The sequence below is a fragment of the Streptomyces sp. NPDC050528 genome (assembly GCF_044457795.1).
Classification (GTDB): domain Bacteria; phylum Actinomycetota; class Actinomycetes; order Streptomycetales; family Streptomycetaceae; genus Streptomyces.
The window spans coordinates 366,813-384,047 of sequence record NZ_JBITHH010000005.1; the positions used below are offsets into that span (position 1 = coordinate 366,813).

16 protein-coding genes are annotated in these 17,235 nt (G+C 68.4%); 5 read left to right on the top strand and 11 right to left on the bottom strand.

The annotated features are described in order from the left end of the window. Positions 1 to 3: 3 nt before the first annotated feature. The 3 genes from ACIBK4_RS19895 to ACIBK4_RS19905 form a co-directional block, all read right to left on the bottom strand. Positions 4 to 1,053, bottom strand: a complete 1,050-nt coding sequence (locus ACIBK4_RS19895) for a Zn-dependent alcohol dehydrogenase (protein WP_398996066.1) — start codon at positions 1,051 to 1,053, stop codon at positions 4 to 6. Then, positions 1,053 to 2,201: an acyl-CoA dehydrogenase family protein gene (locus ACIBK4_RS19900; protein ID WP_398996067.1), complete on the bottom strand. Its 1,149-nt coding sequence runs from the start codon at positions 2,199 to 2,201 to the stop codon at positions 1,053 to 1,055. Before ACIBK4_RS19900 ends, ACIBK4_RS19895 begins: the two co-directional genes overlap by 1 nt. A gap of 136 nt (positions 2,202 to 2,337) precedes the next feature. After that, the gene (locus ACIBK4_RS19905) at positions 2,338 to 3,249 is read right to left on the bottom strand and encodes an SDR family oxidoreductase (protein WP_398996068.1); all 912 of its coding nucleotides are present in this window, start codon (positions 3,247 to 3,249) and stop codon (positions 2,338 to 2,340) included. A 95-nt stretch (positions 3,250 to 3,344) separates the two neighbouring features. On the opposite strand from ACIBK4_RS19905, the gene ACIBK4_RS19910 reads away from it, so the two are divergent. Beyond that, on the top strand, positions 3,345 to 4,304 hold the full coding sequence (locus tag ACIBK4_RS19910; RefSeq protein ID WP_398996069.1) for a cyclase family protein: 960 nt from the start codon (positions 3,345 to 3,347) through the stop codon (positions 4,302 to 4,304). A gap of 348 nt (positions 4,305 to 4,652) precedes the next feature. On the opposite strand, the gene ACIBK4_RS19915 is transcribed toward ACIBK4_RS19910, so the two are convergent. From ACIBK4_RS19915 to ACIBK4_RS19930, 4 genes are all read right to left on the bottom strand, one after another. Then, positions 4,653 to 5,144 carry an ATP-binding protein gene (locus tag ACIBK4_RS19915; protein WP_398996070.1) on the bottom strand — a complete coding sequence of 164 codons (492 nt, stop codon included), beginning with the start codon at positions 5,142 to 5,144 and terminating at the stop codon, positions 4,653 to 4,655. 494 nt (positions 5,145 to 5,638) lie between these two features. Further along, the gene (locus ACIBK4_RS19920) at positions 5,639 to 6,517 is read right to left on the bottom strand and encodes an acyl-CoA dehydrogenase family protein (protein ID WP_398996071.1); all 879 of its coding nucleotides are present in this window, start codon (positions 6,515 to 6,517) and stop codon (positions 5,639 to 5,641) included. A gap of 1 nt (position 6,518) precedes the next feature. Next, positions 6,519 to 7,652, bottom strand: a complete 1,134-nt coding sequence (locus tag ACIBK4_RS19925) for an acyl-CoA dehydrogenase family protein (RefSeq protein ID WP_398996072.1) — start codon at positions 7,650 to 7,652, stop codon at positions 6,519 to 6,521. Beyond that, a complete protein-coding gene (locus ACIBK4_RS19930) occupies positions 7,652 to 8,848 on the bottom strand; it encodes an amidohydrolase family protein (RefSeq protein ID WP_398996073.1) in 1,197 nt (398 codons plus the stop codon). Before ACIBK4_RS19930 ends, ACIBK4_RS19925 begins: the two co-directional genes overlap by 1 nt. A 105-nt stretch (positions 8,849 to 8,953) precedes the next feature. On the opposite strand from ACIBK4_RS19930, the gene ACIBK4_RS19935 reads away from it, so the two are divergent. After that, positions 8,954 to 10,471, top strand: coding sequence for a class I adenylate-forming enzyme family protein (locus ACIBK4_RS19935; RefSeq protein WP_398996074.1), 1,518 nt, complete (start codon positions 8,954 to 8,956; stop codon positions 10,469 to 10,471). On the opposite strand, the gene ACIBK4_RS19940 is transcribed toward ACIBK4_RS19935, so the two are convergent. Then, positions 10,450 to 10,962 carry an EF-hand domain-containing protein gene (locus ACIBK4_RS19940; RefSeq protein WP_318016982.1) on the bottom strand — a complete coding sequence of 171 codons (513 nt, stop codon included), beginning with the start codon at positions 10,960 to 10,962 and terminating at the stop codon, positions 10,450 to 10,452. The genes ACIBK4_RS19935 and ACIBK4_RS19940 overlap by 22 nt on opposite strands. A gap of 141 nt (positions 10,963 to 11,103) precedes the next feature. Further along, entirely contained in the window at positions 11,104 to 11,493 is a 390-nt protein-coding gene (locus ACIBK4_RS19945) for an STAS domain-containing protein (RefSeq protein WP_366437099.1), read from the bottom strand. A 321-nt stretch (positions 11,494 to 11,814) separates the two neighbouring features. Here ACIBK4_RS19945 and ACIBK4_RS19950 point away from each other — a divergent pair, with 321 nt between their 5' ends. Both ACIBK4_RS19950 and ACIBK4_RS19955 read left to right on the top strand, forming a co-directional pair. Further along, positions 11,815 to 12,387 carry a sigma-70 family RNA polymerase sigma factor gene (locus tag ACIBK4_RS19950; protein ID WP_398996075.1) on the top strand — a complete coding sequence of 191 codons (573 nt, stop codon included), beginning with the start codon at positions 11,815 to 11,817 and terminating at the stop codon, positions 12,385 to 12,387. Between the two features lie 140 nt (positions 12,388 to 12,527). Continuing rightward, positions 12,528 to 13,895 (top strand): zf-HC2 domain-containing protein, encoded by a 1,368-nt coding sequence (locus ACIBK4_RS19955; RefSeq protein ID WP_398996076.1) that lies wholly within the window; start codon positions 12,528 to 12,530, stop codon positions 13,893 to 13,895. A gap of 281 nt (positions 13,896 to 14,176) precedes the next feature. Here ACIBK4_RS19955 and purU read toward each other — a convergent pair whose 3' ends face one another. Continuing rightward, positions 14,177 to 15,058: a formyltetrahydrofolate deformylase gene (gene purU, locus ACIBK4_RS19960; RefSeq protein ID WP_366437102.1), complete on the bottom strand. Its 882-nt coding sequence runs from the start codon at positions 15,056 to 15,058 to the stop codon at positions 14,177 to 14,179. A gap of 228 nt (positions 15,059 to 15,286) precedes the next feature. Beyond that, positions 15,287 to 15,787 carry a hypothetical protein gene (locus ACIBK4_RS19965; RefSeq protein ID WP_398996077.1) on the bottom strand — a complete coding sequence of 167 codons (501 nt, stop codon included), beginning with the start codon at positions 15,785 to 15,787 and terminating at the stop codon, positions 15,287 to 15,289. Between the two features lie 117 nt (positions 15,788 to 15,904). On the opposite strand from ACIBK4_RS19965, the gene ACIBK4_RS19970 reads away from it, so the two are divergent. Further along, a complete protein-coding gene (locus ACIBK4_RS19970) occupies positions 15,905 to 17,215 on the top strand; it encodes an ABC transporter substrate-binding protein (protein WP_398996078.1) in 1,311 nt (436 codons plus the stop codon). Positions 17,216 to 17,235 lie beyond the last annotated feature (20 nt).

Here is a 17,235-nt window from a genome sequence, read left to right on the forward strand (position 1 = left end):
CCGTCAGAACGTCAGAACCCCGCGCGCCACCCGCCCCGCCTCCGCATCCCCCGCCGCCTTCTCGAAGTCCTCCACGGGATACGTCTCGGTCACCAACTCATCGAGCAGCAACCGCCCTTCGCGATACAGCTGGGCGTACAGCGCGATGTCCCGCTGCGGCCGAGAAGACCCGTACCGGCACCCGAGAATCGACTTGTCCAAATACATGGACGAGACGAGGAAGGACGCCTCGGCGGTGGCCGGCGGCACCCCGAGCAACACCGCCTGCCCATGCCGATCCAGCAGGTCCACGGCCTGCCGAATCAACTCCACCCGCCCGACGCACTCGAACGCATGATCCGCCCCGTTGGGCAGAATCTCCCGCACACCCTCGGCCGACGTAAGGAAGTGCGTGGCCCCGAACTCCCGCGCCACAGCCTCCTTCCCGGGATTCGCGTCGACCGCGACGATCGTCAACGCCCCCGCGATCCGGGCCCCTTGAAGAACATTGAGCCCGATCCCACCCGTCCCGATGACGACAACGCTCTCCCCCAGCCCGACCCGCGCCCGATTGAGCACAGCACCAACCCCGGTCAACACCCCGCACCCGATGAGCGCGGCGGACGCCATCGGAATGTCCTTCGGAATCCGCACGGCCTGCACGGCTTTCACCACGGTCCGTTCGGCGAAGGCGGAGTTGGAAGCGAACTGGTACACCGACTGCCCGCCCCGTGTGAACGGCTTCCCCGGCCGCCCGATGGCCTGCCGGCACATGGTCGGCCGCCCCCGGTCGCACTCGGCGCAGGTCCCGCAGTTGGCGAGCGTGGACAGGGCCACATGATCCCCGGGCGCGACATGGCTGACGCCCGCGCCCACGGCCTCCACCACCCCGGCACCCTCATGCCCCAGCACCACAGGAACGGGGAAGGGTATGGTCCCGTCCACCACGGACAGATCGCTGTGGCACAACCCGGCCGCAGAGATCGCGACCAGCACTTCCCCGGGCCCCGGCTCCCGTACCTCCAGATCGTCCACGACCTGGATCTGCTTGCCGTCGAAGACCACACCGCGCATCAGACGACCCCCTTGGGTTCCCTGGGCAGACCGAGCACCCGCTCGGCGATGATCGTGCGCTGAACCTGGTCCGAGCCGCCGTAGATCGTGTCGGCCCGCGAAAAGAGGAACTGGTGCTGGAACAGGTCGAGTTCATACGACAGTGACGGCGTCCAGTCGACGGGCCCCACCGCCGCCGCGGCCCCCCGCACCCGCATCGCCAACTCCCCGAGCCGCTGATGCCACCCGCCCCACAACAGCTTGGCCACGCTGGGAGCCCCCGCATCCCCGGCCCGCCCCAGAGTCCGCAGGGCGTTCCACCGCATGGCCCGCAACTCGGCCCACTGCCGCACGAGTTGATCACGCAGAACAGGATCACCAACGGCCCCCGAGGCAACGGCGGCTTCAACAACCCGCCCCAACTCCCGCGCGAAACCGATCTGTTGGGCCAGCGTGGACACCCCCCGCTCAAACCCGAGCAGGCTCATGGCAACGGCCCACCCCTCGCCCTCACCCCCCACAAGATGCTCGGCACGCGCACGTGCCCCATCAAAAAACACCTCGTTGAACTCGCTCGTCCCGGTCAACTGCCGTATGGGCCGCACCTCGACACACCCCGGCTGATCCATCGGCACGAGCAGAAAACTCAACCCCCGATGCCGCCGAGACCCCACCTCAGTCCGAGCCAACACAAAACACCAGTCGGCCTCATGGGCGAGCGAGGTCCATATCTTCTGCCCGGTGATCCGATACTCCCCACCGTCCCGAACGGCAACAGTCCGTATCCCGGCCAGATCCGACCCGGCCCCCGGTTCGCTGTACCCCTGACACCACAACTCGTCCCCGGCAGCAACAGCGGGCAGGAAGCGGGACTTCTGCTCGTCGGTCCCGTGGGCAATAAGGGTGGGCGCCAGCAAATTCTCCCCAATATGCCCAGACCGAGGCGGTGCATCCGACCGAGCATATTCCTCAGCCCAGGCAACTTGTTGGGTAAGGGTGGCACTGCGATTCCCGTATCCGGATTCGGGCCAACCGAGCCCGATCCACCCGTTCTTACCGAGCGTCCGCTCCCACACCCGCCGATCCTGACCGGCCTCAGCATGCGCAAGAAGCCAAGCCCGAGCCTCAGCCCGAAACACTTCATCCGCGGCAGCAAATCCAAACTCCACAGGGGGCTCCCCAAGAACACCGTTCAGGTCAGTTACTTAAGGGGTGCGGGGCTGTATCTATTAGCGGCTCCGCCGCGGGGCGCGACCAGCCCCAACGCACCCGTACACGCCACACAACACAAACCCCCCACCCCCCCTAGGCGTTAGGCCGCTCCCCACCCCGCGCAGCCCGCTCCATCTCCTGCAACCGCCCAAGCATCGGCATCGGATCCACCCCAACAGACCCCGGCAAAAACTCCGCGATCTTCTCAGCCGTCCAACCGCCGGAGGCATACGCCGCCCGCAACTCCCGAGGCTGAGCCCAAACAGCAATCTTCTCCCCGGCAACCGTATAAACCTGCCCGGTAATCCCCACCTCCCGAGCCCGCTCGGACAACAAATAAACAACAAGCGCCGCCACATCCTCCGGCGACCCGATCTCCGCCAACTCCATAGGAACGTTCGCAGACATCCGCGTACGAGCAACAGGCGCAACCGCGTTGGCAGTGACCCCGTACTTGTTCAGCCCAAGAGCCGCACTCCGCACCAACGAGATGATCCCGCCCTTGGCCGCACTGTAATTGGCCTGAGAAACCGACCCCTGATGATTCCCACTGGTGAACCCGATCAACGTCCCCGCCCGCTGCTTCCGCATCACCGCAGAAGCCGCCCGAAACACAGTGAACGTCCCCTTCAGATGAGTAGCGACAACCGGATCCCACTCCTCCTCGGACATATTGAAAAGCATCCGCTCCCGAAGAATCCCCGCAACGCACACCACCCCGTCGATCCGCCCGAACGAAGACACCGCGACGTCGACAACCCGCTGCCCCCCAGCCATGGTTGAGATGTCATCGGCAACGGCAACGGCCTCCCCACCCGCAGCCAAGATCTCCTTGACGACCCCCTCCGCGATCTCACTCGTAGGCGACCCCCCGTCCATGGAGACCCCGTAGTCGTTGACGACAACCCGCGCCCCCTCCTCCGCGGCCGCAAGTGCGACCGCCCGCCCGATCCCCCGCCCGGCCCCCGTAACGGCGATGACCTTGCCAGCCAAGAAGTTCCCCATGTCCGGCCCCTCCCGCGGTTTCTGACGGTCCGTTAGATTCGACTCAGATTCTACGACCCGTCAGATACCTGGAGACAAGCCCCGGGGAGGCCCCGATGTCACCGCAGAGGTCACCGCAGGCGTCACCGCCGTCACTCGGTCCGGAGTTCCACGACATCGCCAAGCGCGTGAACAACTGGGGGCGTTGGGGCACGGACGACGAGATCGGCACGTTGAACCTGATCACCGATGACGTGATCCGGGAGGCCGCCGCCGAGATCCGGACCGGCCGCCGCATCCCCCTCGCGCTGCCGCTCCAACAGGACGGCGTCCAGACGGGGATGATCCCCGGTCGGATCAACCCCCTGCACGCGATGGTGCAGATCAACCAGGAACTCTTCGGCCCGGGAACGGTCGCGTGCAGCGACGACGCCGTGACGATGGGCCTACAGGCCGGCACGCACTGGGACGCGCTCACCCACGTCTCACACTCCGGGAAGCTCTACAACGGCCGCCCGGCCGGCACCGTAACCCCGCACGGCGGCGCCGAGTTCAGCGGAATCGACAAGGCCCGGCACATCGTCTCGCGCGGGGTCCTGCTCGACGTGGCACGCGCGCGGGGCGTCGATCGCCTGGAGGGCGGTCACGCGGTCACCCCGGAAGACCTGGAAGCCGCCGAGGAGTTCGCCGGTACGCGGGTCCGCGCCGGCGACATCGTGCTCGTACGGACGGGGCAGGTGCAGGTGTATCTGGCCGGCGACAAGCAGGGGTACGGCTATCCGTCACCCGGGCTGTCGGTCCGTACGCCGGAGTGGTTCCATGCGCGGGATGTCGCGGCGGTCGCGAACGACACCCTGACCTTTGAGATATTTCCGCCGGAAATAGCCGACTTGTGGCTGCCGGTGCACGCGCTCGACCTGGTCGAGATGGGCATGCTGCAAGGCCAGAACTGGAATCTCGAAGAGTTGTCCACAGCCTGTGGACAAGAGAACCGCTACACGTTCTTCCTGTCGGCGATGCCCGAACCTTTCGTCGGCGCAACGGGAACCCCGGTGGCCCCGATCGCCATCCTCTAGGACAGTCCGGTTTTGACGAGGGCCGGACTTACGGTCGGATGGCGGCGCGCTGCTGCCCGCCCCGAGCACGGCACCGCGTGCCGCCATCCGACTCCGGCGCCCCGTCCTGACCCCCGGCCCCGAGGGGGCCCACGCCGAACACGACCCACACTCGCCGAGGGCTCCCGTCACCGAAGCCCTCGCCGTCCCCTCGCGGCGAATCGCTGCCCACAAGCGTGACCACATGGTCACGTCGAGTCAACGCCCATCCGGGGATTTGCGGCGTAAGCCCCATTTATCGCAGGGCGCGCACGGAAGCACAGCCCGGCGCATCTCCGCCCGGCACTTGCAGGCAGCACCTACCCGGGCCTACACAGCCTCGTACGCGAAGCCCTCGAACTCGAAGCCCTCGTACGCCGTGACACCGCCGCCGAACGCGGCCGCGGCCTCCCGGGGCTCGCTGTCCCGGTCGATCTCACACCAGATGCGCTTGCCGGTGCCCTCGGCGCTCCAGCCCCAGCGGTCGGCGAGACCGTCCACCAGGGCCAGGCCGCGGCCGCCGGTCTCGTCACCCTCGGCGCACCGCGGCACCGGCGCCTTACAGCTGGTGTCGGCCACCTCAAGCCGTACGGTCGCCGACTCGGTCACCACGTCCGGGAGGGAGAGCCGCAGCACGGCCGGACAGCCGGTGTGCACCACGGCGTTGGTGACCAGCTCGGAGACGAGCAGGATCAGCGTCTCCGCGAGCGGTTCGTCGGCCTCTATCCCGGACCCGGCGAGGCGCGAACGCGCCCACCGTCGGGCTCGCCCCACCTCCGCGGGGTCGGGCCGGATCTCCAGCTGCACTTGAAGCACCTGCACCGCTCACACCATCCGAACCGGCGGACACTTAGCCTCGCGCCTCACGAGGGCCACGATCGTAGCCATTTCCTGCATGGCCAGAACAACGGCCAGAACCGGGGTCACGGAACGTGAATCCCTTGTGAGACAGCATGGTTGACGTTCAGTCACCCCAACAAGCGCTTCGGGCATATTCCAGCGCGAAGGAGTACGTGTGCGGGATACTGTGCGACGCTCGTCGCGGGGAGTCGAACAGGCAGGGGTGAAGGCCCGTTCTGCCGTGCGAGCGGCGGCGCGCACCGCCCGATCCGGAGTCGCCCCACGGGCAACACCGGCATGGCTCGTACCTTGAACCACTCGCATCCCACACAAGGTACCGGAGCCCGCAGACGACTCCAGGCCGTGACAAGTCACGCGTAGGACACAACCCGATATCAACGCTCCGTGATTCCGGTGTGCCACAATCCGCGACACCGTTGTCGAGCCCGCCTCGGTCCCCGCAGGCAGGCGCCCCACTAGCCCACGCGGGCCACCAAATCCGCCGCGAGCAACTCCTCACTCTCCGTGCCCCCACCGCCACGCCGAGCACGCACCCACGCCCGTTTCAAATGCAGATGAACCTCGGACTCCCAGGTGAACCCCATCCCGCCATGCACTTGCAGACAGTCCCGGGCCCCCCGCACAGCAGCCTCGTCGGCAAGCAACCGAGCCCCGGCGATGTCTACGGGATCAGCAGTGACGGCAGCCGCGTAAACGGCGGCCCGAGCCACCTCCACCCGCACCAACGCCTGCGCACACAAATGCTTGACGGCCTGAAAAGCGCCGATCGCCTGCCCGAACTGCTCCCGAGTCCGGGCGTGTTGCACCGCCAGCCCACACACCCGCCCAGCGGTCCCAAGCTGCTCGGCAGCGGTGAGAAGAACAGCAACAGGGTCGACCCGCGCCGAAGCCGGCACCCGATGCAAGGGCGTCAACGGATCCACAGACCGCAGCGCTACGGCCCCCGAGGCATCCCCGAGCACCACATCGGCCGCGTCCAACCACTCCACAAACCCATCGTCTACGGCCGCCACGACCACGTCTCCAGCAGCCGCCCCCGGCACCTCCCCCGCCGCGAGATGGGTAGCCACCAACGGCCCAGGCACCAACCCCCACCCAAGCTCCTCAAACACCAACACAGCTTCGGGAAGCCCGAGTCCGGCTCCCCCATCCACCTCCGGCAACCGAAGCGAGAACACCCCAAGCTCTCCGAGGGCTCCCCAAAAACCCCGGTCAATAAGGGGCGCGGGGAACTGCGCGACCAGCCCCCACCGGCCCGCACCCGACCACCGACCGATCACACCCCGAACTGCATCCCGCAACGCCCTCTGATCATCGGTGAGTTGAAACCGCATGTCAGCGTCCCTTCGGCAACCCAAGAATCCGCTCAGCCACAATGTTCTGCTGAATCTGCGAAGTACCGGCCGCGATGGTGTACGACAGCGACGACAGCCGGTCCAACACCCAAGCCCGCTCCAGATCAAGGGAGTCGGGCCCAAGAACATCCGCCGCCGCGTCATACAGCTCCTGACGAGCGTGCGAGTAGCGGAGTTTGAAGACCGAGCCCCCCACACCCGGTACACCGCCGGAGGCTTCCGACTCACTCACATTCCACTGAGTAAGCCGCCACAACGCCCTGAACTCCGCGTTAAGCCGCCCCAGTCGACGTCTGATCCCCGGATCATCCCAACGCCCATTCCGCCGCGCCTCGACCGCCAGCTCCCCCAACACCCGCCGACAGGCAACGACTTCCCCCACAAAAGCCGTACCGCGCTCAAAGGACAGCGTCACCATGGTCACGCGCCAGCCATCGTTCTCGTCCCCCACCCGATTCCCGACAGGCACCCGCACCTCATCAAGAAACACCTCGGCGAACTCCGCGGACCCGGCCAGCGTCCGCAACGGCCGCACAGTGATCCCCGCCGCGGACATCGGCATCGCAAGCCAACTGATCCCCCGATGCTTGGGCGCCGAAGGATCCGTCCGGACCAACAGCTCGCACCAGTCGGCGACTTCGGCATGCGAGGTCCAGATCTTCGACCCGCTCACCACGTAGTCGTCACCGTCCCGCCACGCACGCGTGCGCAACGACGCCAGGTCGGAACCGGCATCCGGCTCACTGAACCCCTGACACCACACCTCGTCCCCGCGCAGCACCGGCGGCAACCACCGCTCCCGCTGCTCGGGAGTCCCCTCCGCGGCGATCGTCGGCCCGGCATGCAACAGCCCCACGAAATTGGCCCCTACGTAGGGCGCGCCGGCCTTCTCGGTCTCCTCCAGGAAGATGAGCCGGGTGGTCGGGGACGCGTCCCAGTGCACATGGCCGTACCCGGCGTCGTACAACATCCGCTGCCAGCCACAGTCGTAGGCACGACGGCCGGGCCAGTCGTCCGGCGACGGCTTCACCGGCAGAGTCGGCAGCACCTTGCCCAGCCACTCCCTCAGGCGCGCCCGGAACTCGTCCTCCTCGGCCGTGTACGAGAGGTCCATTACTTGTCGAGGTCCAGGCCCAGCATGCGGATCGCGTTGCCCCGCATCAGCTTGTAGACCGTCTCGTCGTCGAGGCCCTTCACATGGTCGAGGGCAACTTCCTTGGTGTGCGGGAAGGTTGAGTCGACGTGCGGGTAGTCGGTCTCGAACGTCGCGTTGTCCCGGCCCACCACATCCAGCGAAGCGACCCCGTGCTTGTCGCGGAAGAAGCAGCAGAACATCTGCCGGTAGTAGTACGTCGACGGGGGATCCGGGATCAGATCGCGCACCCCGCCCCACGCGCGGTGCTCCTCCCACACGTCGTCGGCGCGTTCCAGGGCGTACGGGATCCAGCCCATCTGCCCTTCGGAGTAAGCGAGTTTGAGGGTCGGGAACTTCACCAGGACCCCGCTGAAGAGGAAGTCCATCATCGAGGCCATCGCGTTGTTGAAGGAGAGCGAGGCCTGGACGGCGGGCGGCGCGTCCGGGGAGGCGGCGGGCATCTGGGAACTGCTGCCGATGTGCATGTTGACGACCGTGCCCGTCTCCTGGCAGACGGCGAAGAACGGGTCCCAGTAGCCGGAGTGGATGGACGGCAGCCCGAGGTAGGTGGGGATCTCCGAGAAGGTCATCGCCCGTACGCCGCGTGCCGCGTTCCGGCGGATCTCCTCGACCGCCAACTCCACGTCCCACAAAGGGATCAGGCACAGCGGGATGAGCCGGCCGCCGCTGTCGCCGCACCACTCCTCGACCATCCAGTCGTTGTAGGCGCGGACGCAGGCGAGGGCGACCTCCTTGTCGTGGGCCTCGGCGAAGGTCTGGCCGCAGAAGCGCGGGAAGGTCGGGAAGCAGAGCGAGCCCTCGACGTGGTTGAGGTCCATGTCCTTGAGCCGCTCGGCCGGGTCCCAGCAGCCGGGGCGCATCTGCTCGCGGGTGATGCCCTCCAGGGTCATCTCGTCGCGGTCGAAGCCGACGGCGGCGATGTTGCGCTTGTACGGGAACTTGAGGTCCTCGTAGATCCACCAGTCGGTGGGCGGGCCGTCCGGGTCCATCGTGATCTGGTATTTGCCCGCCACGTAGGCGAGTTCGCCGATTCCGGCGGTGAGCGGCTGGGGGCCGCGGTCGCGGTACTTCTTCGGCAGCCAGGTCTCGAAGAGGTGCGCGGGTTCGATCACGTGGTCGTCGACGCTGATGATGCGGGGCAGTTCGGTGGCCATGGGTTCCCCTCCGCCGGGACGGTACTTATCTGATGACCCGTCAGATAGCATGTCACCTGACGAGTCGTCAGCCAAGTCGTCAGTCGTCAGCCACGGAGGGGGACCATGAACGAGACGGCGTACTCCCTGAGTTCCTCCCGCACCCTGTGGGAACTGGTCGCCCGCCGCGCCGACCTGACCCCCGACCGGCCGGTCTTCCTCCAGGACGACCGCGCCCTGAGCTTCGGGGAGTTGCGCGACCGGTCGGAGCGGGTCGCGGCCGGCCTCTACGCCATGGGAGTCCGCCCCGGCACTGTCGTCGCCTGGCAGCTGCCCACCCGCATCGAGACGGCCCTGCTCTCTTTCGCGCTGGCCCGCCTGGGCGCCGTACAGACCCCGGTGATCCCCTTCTACCGCGACCGCGAAGTCGGCTTCGCGCTACGGGAGTCGAAGGCGGAGTACTTCGCGGTGCCGGGCGTCTGGCGCGGCTTCGACCACACGGAGATGGCGCGGCGGCTGGGGGCGCGCGGGATCTTCGAGGCGTACGACGACGCCCAACTCCCGGACGGCGACCCGGCCTTGCTGCCGCCCCCGCCCGCCGACGGCACCTCCGTCCGCTGGATCTACTGGACCTCCGGCACCACCTCCGACCCCAAAGGCGTGCTGCACACGGACCGTTCACTGATCGCGGGCGGCTCGTGCCTCGCGCACGCGCTGCACCTCACGGCGGACGACGTGGGCTCGATGGCCTTCCCGTACGCGCACATCGCCGGGCCCGACTACACCGTGATGCTGCTGCTGTACGGCTTCCCGGCGGTGATGTTCGAGCAGTTCGCGCTGCCGGACGCGCTGGAGGGCTACCGCAAGCACGGGGTGACGGTGGCCGGCGGCTCAACTGCCTTCTATTCCATGTTCCTTGCCGAGCAACGCAAGCAGCCGGGCGAGAAGGTCATTCCCTCGCTACGGCTGCTCGCGGGCGGCGGGGCTCCCAAGCCGCCGGAGGTCTACCACTCCGTCGTACGTGAGATGGGGGTCCAACTCACCCACGGATACGGCATGACCGAGGTGCCGATGATCACGATGGGGGCGCCCGACGACACCGTAGAGAATCTGGCAACGACCGAGGGGCGGCCGCCGGAGGGGATGGAGATACGGATCGCGGAGGATGGGGAGGTGCGGTTGCGCGGGGAGGCCGTGTGTCAGGGGTACTTGGATCCGGCGCAGACGGCGGAGGCGTTTGACGGGGATGGTTTCCTGCGTACCGGGGATCTTGGGGAAGTGACCGCCAGCGGGCATCTCATCCTCACCGGGCGGTTGAAGGACGTGATCATCCGCAAGGGGGAGAACATCTCGGCGAAGGAGATCGAGGATCTGCTGGCCGCGCATCCGGACGTCGGGGACGTGGCCGTCGTGGGGCTGCCGGACGCCGAGCGTGGGGAGCGGGTGTGTGCGGTGGTCGAACGGGCGGCGGGGGGCGGGGAGTTGAGCCTTGCCGCCGTCACCGACTATCTGCGCGCGGAAGGGCTGTCCGTGCACAAGCTGCCGGAGCAGCTGGAGGTCGTGGACGCCCTTCCGCGCAACGAGACCTTGCGGAAGGTGCTCAAGTACAAGCTGCGGGAACGCTATTCGGGGACGGTGAAGTAGCGCGCGAAGGAGGAGATGATCTCCGCCTCGCCGACCTTGCCGTCGCTGTCCGTGTCGAGCGCGTCGGCGGCCATCGCGGCGATCTCGTCGGGGACGCCGAGGGCCTTGAGGACGCGCACGGTGTCCGCGATGGTGGCCGAGCCGTCGCCGTCCGGGTCAGCGACGTCGAGGGCCGCGTGCAGGAAGGGGCGGCCGATCTCGGCGAAGCGCTCCGGGTTGTCGCGCAGCCGCTTGACCGCGCCGCCCACGAACTCCTCGCGGCTGACGCGCTGGTCGCCGTCCCGGTCCGCGATGCCGGCCATGCCCTGCCAGAACGCCTCCGCGCCGATGTACAGGGCCTGGCCCTTGTCGGAGCGGGCCGCCGTACCGAACTCCGCGAGCAGCGCCTTGGCCGCCGAGTTGAAGTCCTCCCGGTCGATGAACCCGTTGCCGTCCTGGTCGAAGGTGGCGAAACGGGCCGCGATCCGTCGCTCGTACTCGGTGCTGACCATGTCTTTCGGGCCGCCTTACTCATGTGGGGTGCGCTTGGGACGGAGCGTACGACGCCGGGGCGGGTCCGGGAGCGGAAAACGACGCTTGTACCAAGACCGGGGAAATTCCGAAACAACGACGTCACGCCGGAAACCGACGCGTCACGCCGAGAGGGGGTCCGCCTCGTCCTCGGGCTCGTCCTCTGTGGCGGTCATCACATCGGGGTAGACGTCGAAGAGGCGTCGTACGCCGAGGGCGCCGAGGACCCGGTTGACGTGCGAGCCGTCGACCGCGCCCTGGGCGGGCAGGACCACGCGCAGGTGGCCCTGGCAGGAGCGGATCAGGCGGCGGGCGGCGATCAGCACGCCCACGCCGCTGGAGTCGCAGAAGAGCACCTCGGAGAGGTCGAGGACCAGGCTGTGCTGCCCCTCGGCCACCACGTCGTGCACCGCCTGGCGCAGCACCGGCGAGGTCACCAGGTCCAGTTCGCCGGACACGAGGAGTACGGACCAGCCGCCGCGCTCGCCGTCGTTCACTTTGAAGGCCACCATCGCGCCTCTCGCTAGCCGGAACTCCCGGAGACCGTCCGGAAACGGAAGCCGTACCTACGCTTCCTTGCAGCGCGGCTGCCCAGCGGCCGTTCCCTGAAACACGGGGGCAGAAACGGAAGCCGGTCGGAAGAGGCTTGTTTTAGTCGCCTTCGATCCTGTTCGATCAGATGTGGGTGGGGTAGGCGCAGATCCGTTACCACCCACGGCCCTTCGGGGGCGTGCAATTGCAGAATGGGGGGTGCGCTGTCAGACGTGCCCACTACATTCGAAGAGACGGTGAGCGCACGCTTGACTCGGGCACAGGCACGGTGAGGGGGCCGCATGGCGACGAAGGACGCACCGCCCCGTTGGGACCGCAAGATGCAGCAGCGGCTGGCCCGCGGCGAGGCGGCGGCCCTCGGTGAGCTGTACGACCGCTTCGCCTCCCTCGTGCACTCCCTCGCCCACCGCGTCCTCGGCGACGAGCGCGCCGCCGACGGCATCACCCGCGAGGTCTTCGCCCACGTATGGGAACACCCCGACGCCTACGACCCCAAGCAGGGCCCGCTGCGTTCCTGGGTGGCCGCGCTGACGCACCGGCTCGCGGTGCAGCGCCTGCGCGCGACCGAGACCGCTGCCCTCGCGCAGGGCGGCCACGGCTCCACGGAGGAGCTGGAGCGCAAGGTCCGCCGCGCCTCCGTCGCCGCCCGCGCCGACTACATCGTCACGTCCATGCCCGCCCCGCTGCGGGCCGCCCTGGAGCTGGCCTACTTCCAGCGCCGCGACTACCGCCAGACCGCCGTCGACCTCGGCGTCACCGAGGACGAGGCCCGCCGCCGCCTGCGCCTCGGCCTCCAGCTCCTGTCCACTGCCCACGACGCCGGCGCGCCGCCGGGGGCGGGGGGTCCGGGGTGAGCGACGCGTGGCGGGAGGGTCAGGAGGGTTTCGAGAGGTATGAGGGGTACGGCGAAGGGGCCGGGGAGGGTGAGGAGGTCGTGCCGCCGCAGGGTGGGGCGAGGGACGGCAGGCCCGGTGGGCCTGAGGACGGGCGCCCTGTGAACGACGGCTCCGGGAACGGCGGTTCGGTGAACGACGACGGTGACGGCGACGACGACGCCTTGCGGGGTGGGCCGGGCGGTTCCGGTGGTCCCGGGGGTGCTTCCGGTTCCGGGGACGGTGGTTCCGTGGACCGGGGTTCTGTGGGCGGTGAAGGGGAGCCGCCTCGAATTCCCATGCCGCGGGCCTCCGTTGAGGACAGTGGGCGGCCGTTGCCCGAGCTGGACGCGGTGGAGTCGCGGGGCGTGCCGTTGGTTCTGGAGCACCGGGTGTTGAAGGCGCTGCTCGGGGCGTGGGCGTTGGCCGCGTGTTCGGCGGAGGAGACGGCGGCCGTGGAGGAGCACCTCGGGGAGTGCGGGGCCTGCGCGGACGAGGCGCTACGGCTGCGCGGTGCGGTGGGCCTCCTGCATCCCGTCGAACCGCTCGACCTCGACCCCGGTCTGCGGACGCGTGTCCTGAGCGGGTCTTTCGATCGCCGGCCGCCGCGGATTCCGGTACCGGAGTGGGCGACGCCGTACGACTCCGAAACCGCCCGCCTGGACGCCCTGTTGCAGGACATAGGTGACGCCGAGTGGCATGCGCCGGTGCGGTTGCGGTGGTTCGAGGGTGAGGGGCCGACGAGTCGTCGTACGACCGTTGCCGGGGTCATCGCGCATCTGCTGACCGTCGACGGGCTGGTCGCGGCGGCGCTCGGCCTCGACGACCCGCTGACCGGGGAGAGCGCCGCCAAGGCCATGACGCCGGCGTCGCGTACCGAGGCGTACTGGAAGTCGTCGCACTTTCCGCCGACCCGGTCCATTCGCTCGCCGTGGCGCGAGCAGAGCCACAACATCGTGCGGACGGTGTCGTTCACGGGTGGCAGCACCGGCAAACTGGCCGTTTCCTACGGGGACTTCGAGCTGCCGTTGCACGATGCGATGCTCGACCGGGCCTTTGAGTGCTGGGTGCACGCGGGGGATATCGCGGAGGCGGTGGACTACCCGTACGATCCGCCGTCCCCCCGCTATCTGAACCGGATGATCGACCTGGCCGCGCGCATGCTTCCCGTGGTGCTGGCCGAGCGGCGCCGGCATGGGTTGGCTTCGCCGGGGAGTGGGCGGCATTTGGTGGGGGTGGGTGAGCCCGGTCGTAGCCTGCGGCTGGAGATCGAAGGGCATGGCGGGGGTGAGTGGTTGATCTCCCTCGACTCGCCCGGGGCGGTGGGGTCGGCTGAGCGGGAGGTTGCCCATATCGCCCTGGATGGTGTGGAGTTCTGCCACCTGGCCGCGGGGCATGTGTCGCCGGAGGAGGCGGCTGCGGGGCAGCTCGGTGACCGGGAGGCGATTCGGGATGTGTTGTTCGCTACGGCTAGCTTGAGCCGGATGTAGGGGTGGGTTTCGGTTCGTCGGGGAGTGCGGGTGAGTGGGGGCTGGTCGCGCAGTTCCCCGCGCCCCTTCGTGACGAGCCGTTCGTTTAAGCGGGTGGCCCGGCATAACCCCGGGCGCCTTCGTAACGCGCGGTTCCTTTCAGGGGCGCGGGGAACTGCGCGAGCAACCACAACGCACCCGCAGCCAACCCTGAAACCGAACCCCCCTCAGGGGCGCGGGGAACTGCGCGACCAGCCCCCACTCACCCGCAGCCGCCGCCGAACCAGCAACCCACCCCGCTCTTAGGCGAACACCACAGTCCGGCGCCCGTTCAACAGGATCCGGCGTTCCGCGTGCCACTTGACCGCTCGCGCCAGCGCCTGGCACTCCACGTCCCGCCCGATCGCCACCAACTGGTCCGGCGTCACGTCATGCCCCACCCGCTCGACCTCCTGCTCGATGATCGGCCCCTCGTCGAGGTCGGCGGTGACATAGTGCGCCGTCGCCCCGATCAGCTTCACGCCGCGCAAGTGAGCCTGGTGATACGGCTTCGCGCCCTTGAAGCTGGGCAGGAAGGAGTGGTGGATGTTGATGATCCGCCCACTGAGCGCCTTGCAGAGGTCGTCGGAGAGGACCTGCATATAGCGCGCGAGGACGACGAGTTCGACGTTCTCCTCGCGGACCAGGTCGAGAACCCGCGCCTCCGCCTCGGCCTTGTTCTCCTTCGTCACCGGGATGTGGTGGAAGGGGATGTGGTACGACTCCACGAGCTCGGCGAAATCCGTGTGGTTGGACACCACCGCCGCGATCTCCACCGGCAACGCACCGATCCGGGCACGGAACAGCAGGTCGTTCAGACAGTGCCCGAACTTGCTGACCATGAGCACGACCCGCATCCGGTCGGCGGCCCGGTTGATCTGCCAGTCCATGTGGAACGAGTCACCGATCGCCGCGAAACTCGCCCGCAGCTTCTCCACGGTCACCGGCGACTCCGCCGAGAAGTGGACGCGCATGAAGAACAGCCCCGTGTCGTGATCACCGAACTGCTGGCTGTCCTCGATGTTGCAGCCGGTCATGAAGAGGTAACTCGACACGGCGTGCACGATGCCCTGCTTGTCGGGGCACGACAACGTCAGGACGTACTGGTCGGCGAGTGCCGCGGCTCGGGTGGACTGCGCGTTCATGCAGGACAGGGTCCCATATCCCCCTGACCAGAGACACGCCCGTCCGCCACCCGGACCCACCACCCCGCACCGCTAAACGAACGGCACGTCACGAAGGGGCGCGGGGCTGTGTCGATTTGCGGCTCCGCCGCGTGGGCGCGACCAGCCCCCACGCACCCGCACCCGCACCCGCACCCGCACCCGCACCCGCACCCACCGACGAACCCGCAACCCACCCCTACGGCCCGCCTACGCAGACCGCGTCATGATCTGCAAAACCTCAAGCGTCCGCGGCGCCGCATCCGGATCATCCCCGTCACTCACCGCCATCCGCACATGCGCATCCCGCGCCGCCCGCACCGCATCCGGCCACGCCTCGTGATCGACGTACACGGAGACATGGGCGTCCGGCCCGACCTGGTGCATGATCCGCAGGACGCGCAGGACCGCGGTGTCGACGAGCGCCGCCTCCTGGGAGTCGCGGAAGATCGTGCCGACGTATTTCTCGGCGGACCAGTTGTCGAGCCAGGTGTCCTCGACGAGGCGGTAGACGGCGTCGGTGACGTCGCCGTACCCCTCGACACCCGACAGCCAGACGTTCTGCTGGAACGCCGGATCGGAGAGCATGTGCAGCGCGGAACGCACGTTGCTGCGCCAGCGCCACCAGGGCATGTCGTTCAGTGGCATGCCGCCCATGGTGGAGGAGCGACGGGGGCGACGGGAAGAGTTCTCCGAACCTTGCACGGTCATCGATCGTACGTTCCTCGTCACACACACAGGAACGCCCCCCGTAATTCACCTCCACGTCACCACTTGTTGACCCCGAGTCACACCCGGGTTTGTGGCGTGACGGAAGCGTGTCTGTCCATGACAGGCAGGCGACGCAACCGCAGCACCTTCCTCCCCACCTTCACCCGGCCCGTCAGAGCGACCGTCCTGTCGGCGGCCGCCCTGGGGGCGTGCGCGTCGCTCGTGGCCGGCTGCGGGGTCATCCCCGGGACCACGGGGGGCTCCGCCAACGACTCGATCACCGTCATGACCTGGGCGCCGTGGGACACCAGCGCGACCAACAAGCCGGGCATGCCCGCCATGGCGACGGCGTACGCGAAGTGGATCAACAAGCACGGCGGGATCAACGGCCGCAAGCTCAAGGTCCTGACCTGCAACGACCACAACACCAGCGTGTCCGCCGCGCGGTGCGCCCGGCAGGCCGTGCAGGAGAACGTCGTCGCGGTCGTCGGCTCGTACAGCGAGTTCAGCGACTCGTACTTCGCCCCGCTGGAGGGCGCCGGCATCCCGTACATCGGCGGCTACGGCGTGACGACCGAGGAGTTCACCCGCGCCCTGTCCTACCCCGTCAACGGCGGCCAGCCCGCGCTCCTGGCGGGCCTCGGCAAGGAACTCGCCCCGACCTGCGGCCCGGTCACCCTCGTACGGCCCGACTCCATCGCCGGCGACGACCTGCCCCCGCTGCTGAACGCCGGGCTCGCCGCGGGCGGCCACGCGGCGGCGGCCGACCAGCTCGCGGCCGACGACGCCACCGAGTACTCCAGCCAGTCGACGCGCGCCCTCGCGAGCGCGAGCAGCGACCCGGACAAGGAGGGCTGTGTGGTGCCCTCGCTCGGGGACCGTACGGACACCTTCATGGACTCGTTCCGCCGCGACCGCCAGGACTATCCCGCGGTGCACGCCGCGACCGTGCTCGGCAGTGTCGACCAGACGGAGATCAACTCGACGGGCGGGCAGTCCGGGCCGTACGAGGGGTCGTACATCACGGGCTGGTACCCGGTCGCGAGCGACGCGCGCTGGGACCCGATGAAGAAGGCCATCAACGAGGTGGCCTTCGGCGACAACCGCATCGACCCGGCGGACGCGGGGGTGCAGACCACCTGGATCGCGTACACCGCGTTCAAGACGGTCGTGAACTCGCTCGGCAGCGGTGACATCACCGCCGACACCGTGCGCCGCGCCCTCGACGACGGTGTGAAGGTCAACACGGGCGGGCTCACCCCGACGCTGCAGTGGGCCCCCCGCGACGACAACCTCGCCTCGGTCGGACTGGCCCGGCTGGTCAACGCGAACGTGACCCTTCAGGTCGTACGGAAGGGCGTTCTCGTGTCTGCGAAGAAAGGCTTCTTCGACATGACGAAGACCCTGGACGGCGCCGACCTGGACTGACGACGGAGCGCGCGGATCAC

Coding starts and splice junctions, on each gene's coding strand:
- ACIBK4_RS19895 (WP_398996066.1), bottom strand. CDS start 1,053: ATGCGCGGTGTGGTCTTCGACGGCAAGCAGATCCAGGTCGTGGACGAT.
- ACIBK4_RS19905 (WP_398996068.1), bottom strand. CDS start 3,249: ATGGGGAACTTCTTGGCTGGCAAGGTCATCGCCGTTACGGGGGCCGGG.
- ACIBK4_RS19910 (WP_398996069.1), top strand. CDS start 3,345: ATGTCACCGCAGAGGTCACCGCAGGCGTCACCGCCGTCACTCGGTCCG.
- ACIBK4_RS19920 (WP_398996071.1), bottom strand. CDS start 6,517: ATGCGGTTTCAACTCACCGATGATCAGAGGGCGTTGCGGGATGCAGTT.
- ACIBK4_RS19925 (WP_398996072.1), bottom strand. CDS start 7,652: ATGGACCTCTCGTACACGGCCGAGGAGGACGAGTTCCGGGCGCGCCTG.
- ACIBK4_RS19930 (WP_398996073.1), bottom strand. CDS start 8,848: ATGGCCACCGAACTGCCCCGCATCATCAGCGTCGACGACCACGTGATC.
- ACIBK4_RS19935 (WP_398996074.1), top strand. CDS start 8,954: ATGAACGAGACGGCGTACTCCCTGAGTTCCTCCCGCACCCTGTGGGAA.
- ACIBK4_RS19940 (WP_318016982.1), bottom strand. CDS start 10,962: ATGGTCAGCACCGAGTACGAGCGACGGATCGCGGCCCGTTTCGCCACC.
- ACIBK4_RS19945 (WP_366437099.1), bottom strand. CDS start 11,493: ATGGTGGCCTTCAAAGTGAACGACGGCGAGCGCGGCGGCTGGTCCGTA.
- ACIBK4_RS19950 (WP_398996075.1), top strand. CDS start 11,815: ATGGCGACGAAGGACGCACCGCCCCGTTGGGACCGCAAGATGCAGCAG.
- purU (WP_366437102.1), bottom strand. CDS start 15,058: ATGAACGCGCAGTCCACCCGAGCCGCGGCACTCGCCGACCAGTACGTC.
- ACIBK4_RS19965 (WP_398996077.1), bottom strand. CDS start 15,787: ATGACCGTGCAAGGTTCGGAGAACTCTTCCCGTCGCCCCCGTCGCTCC.
- ACIBK4_RS19970 (WP_398996078.1), top strand. CDS start 15,905: ATGACAGGCAGGCGACGCAACCGCAGCACCTTCCTCCCCACCTTCACC.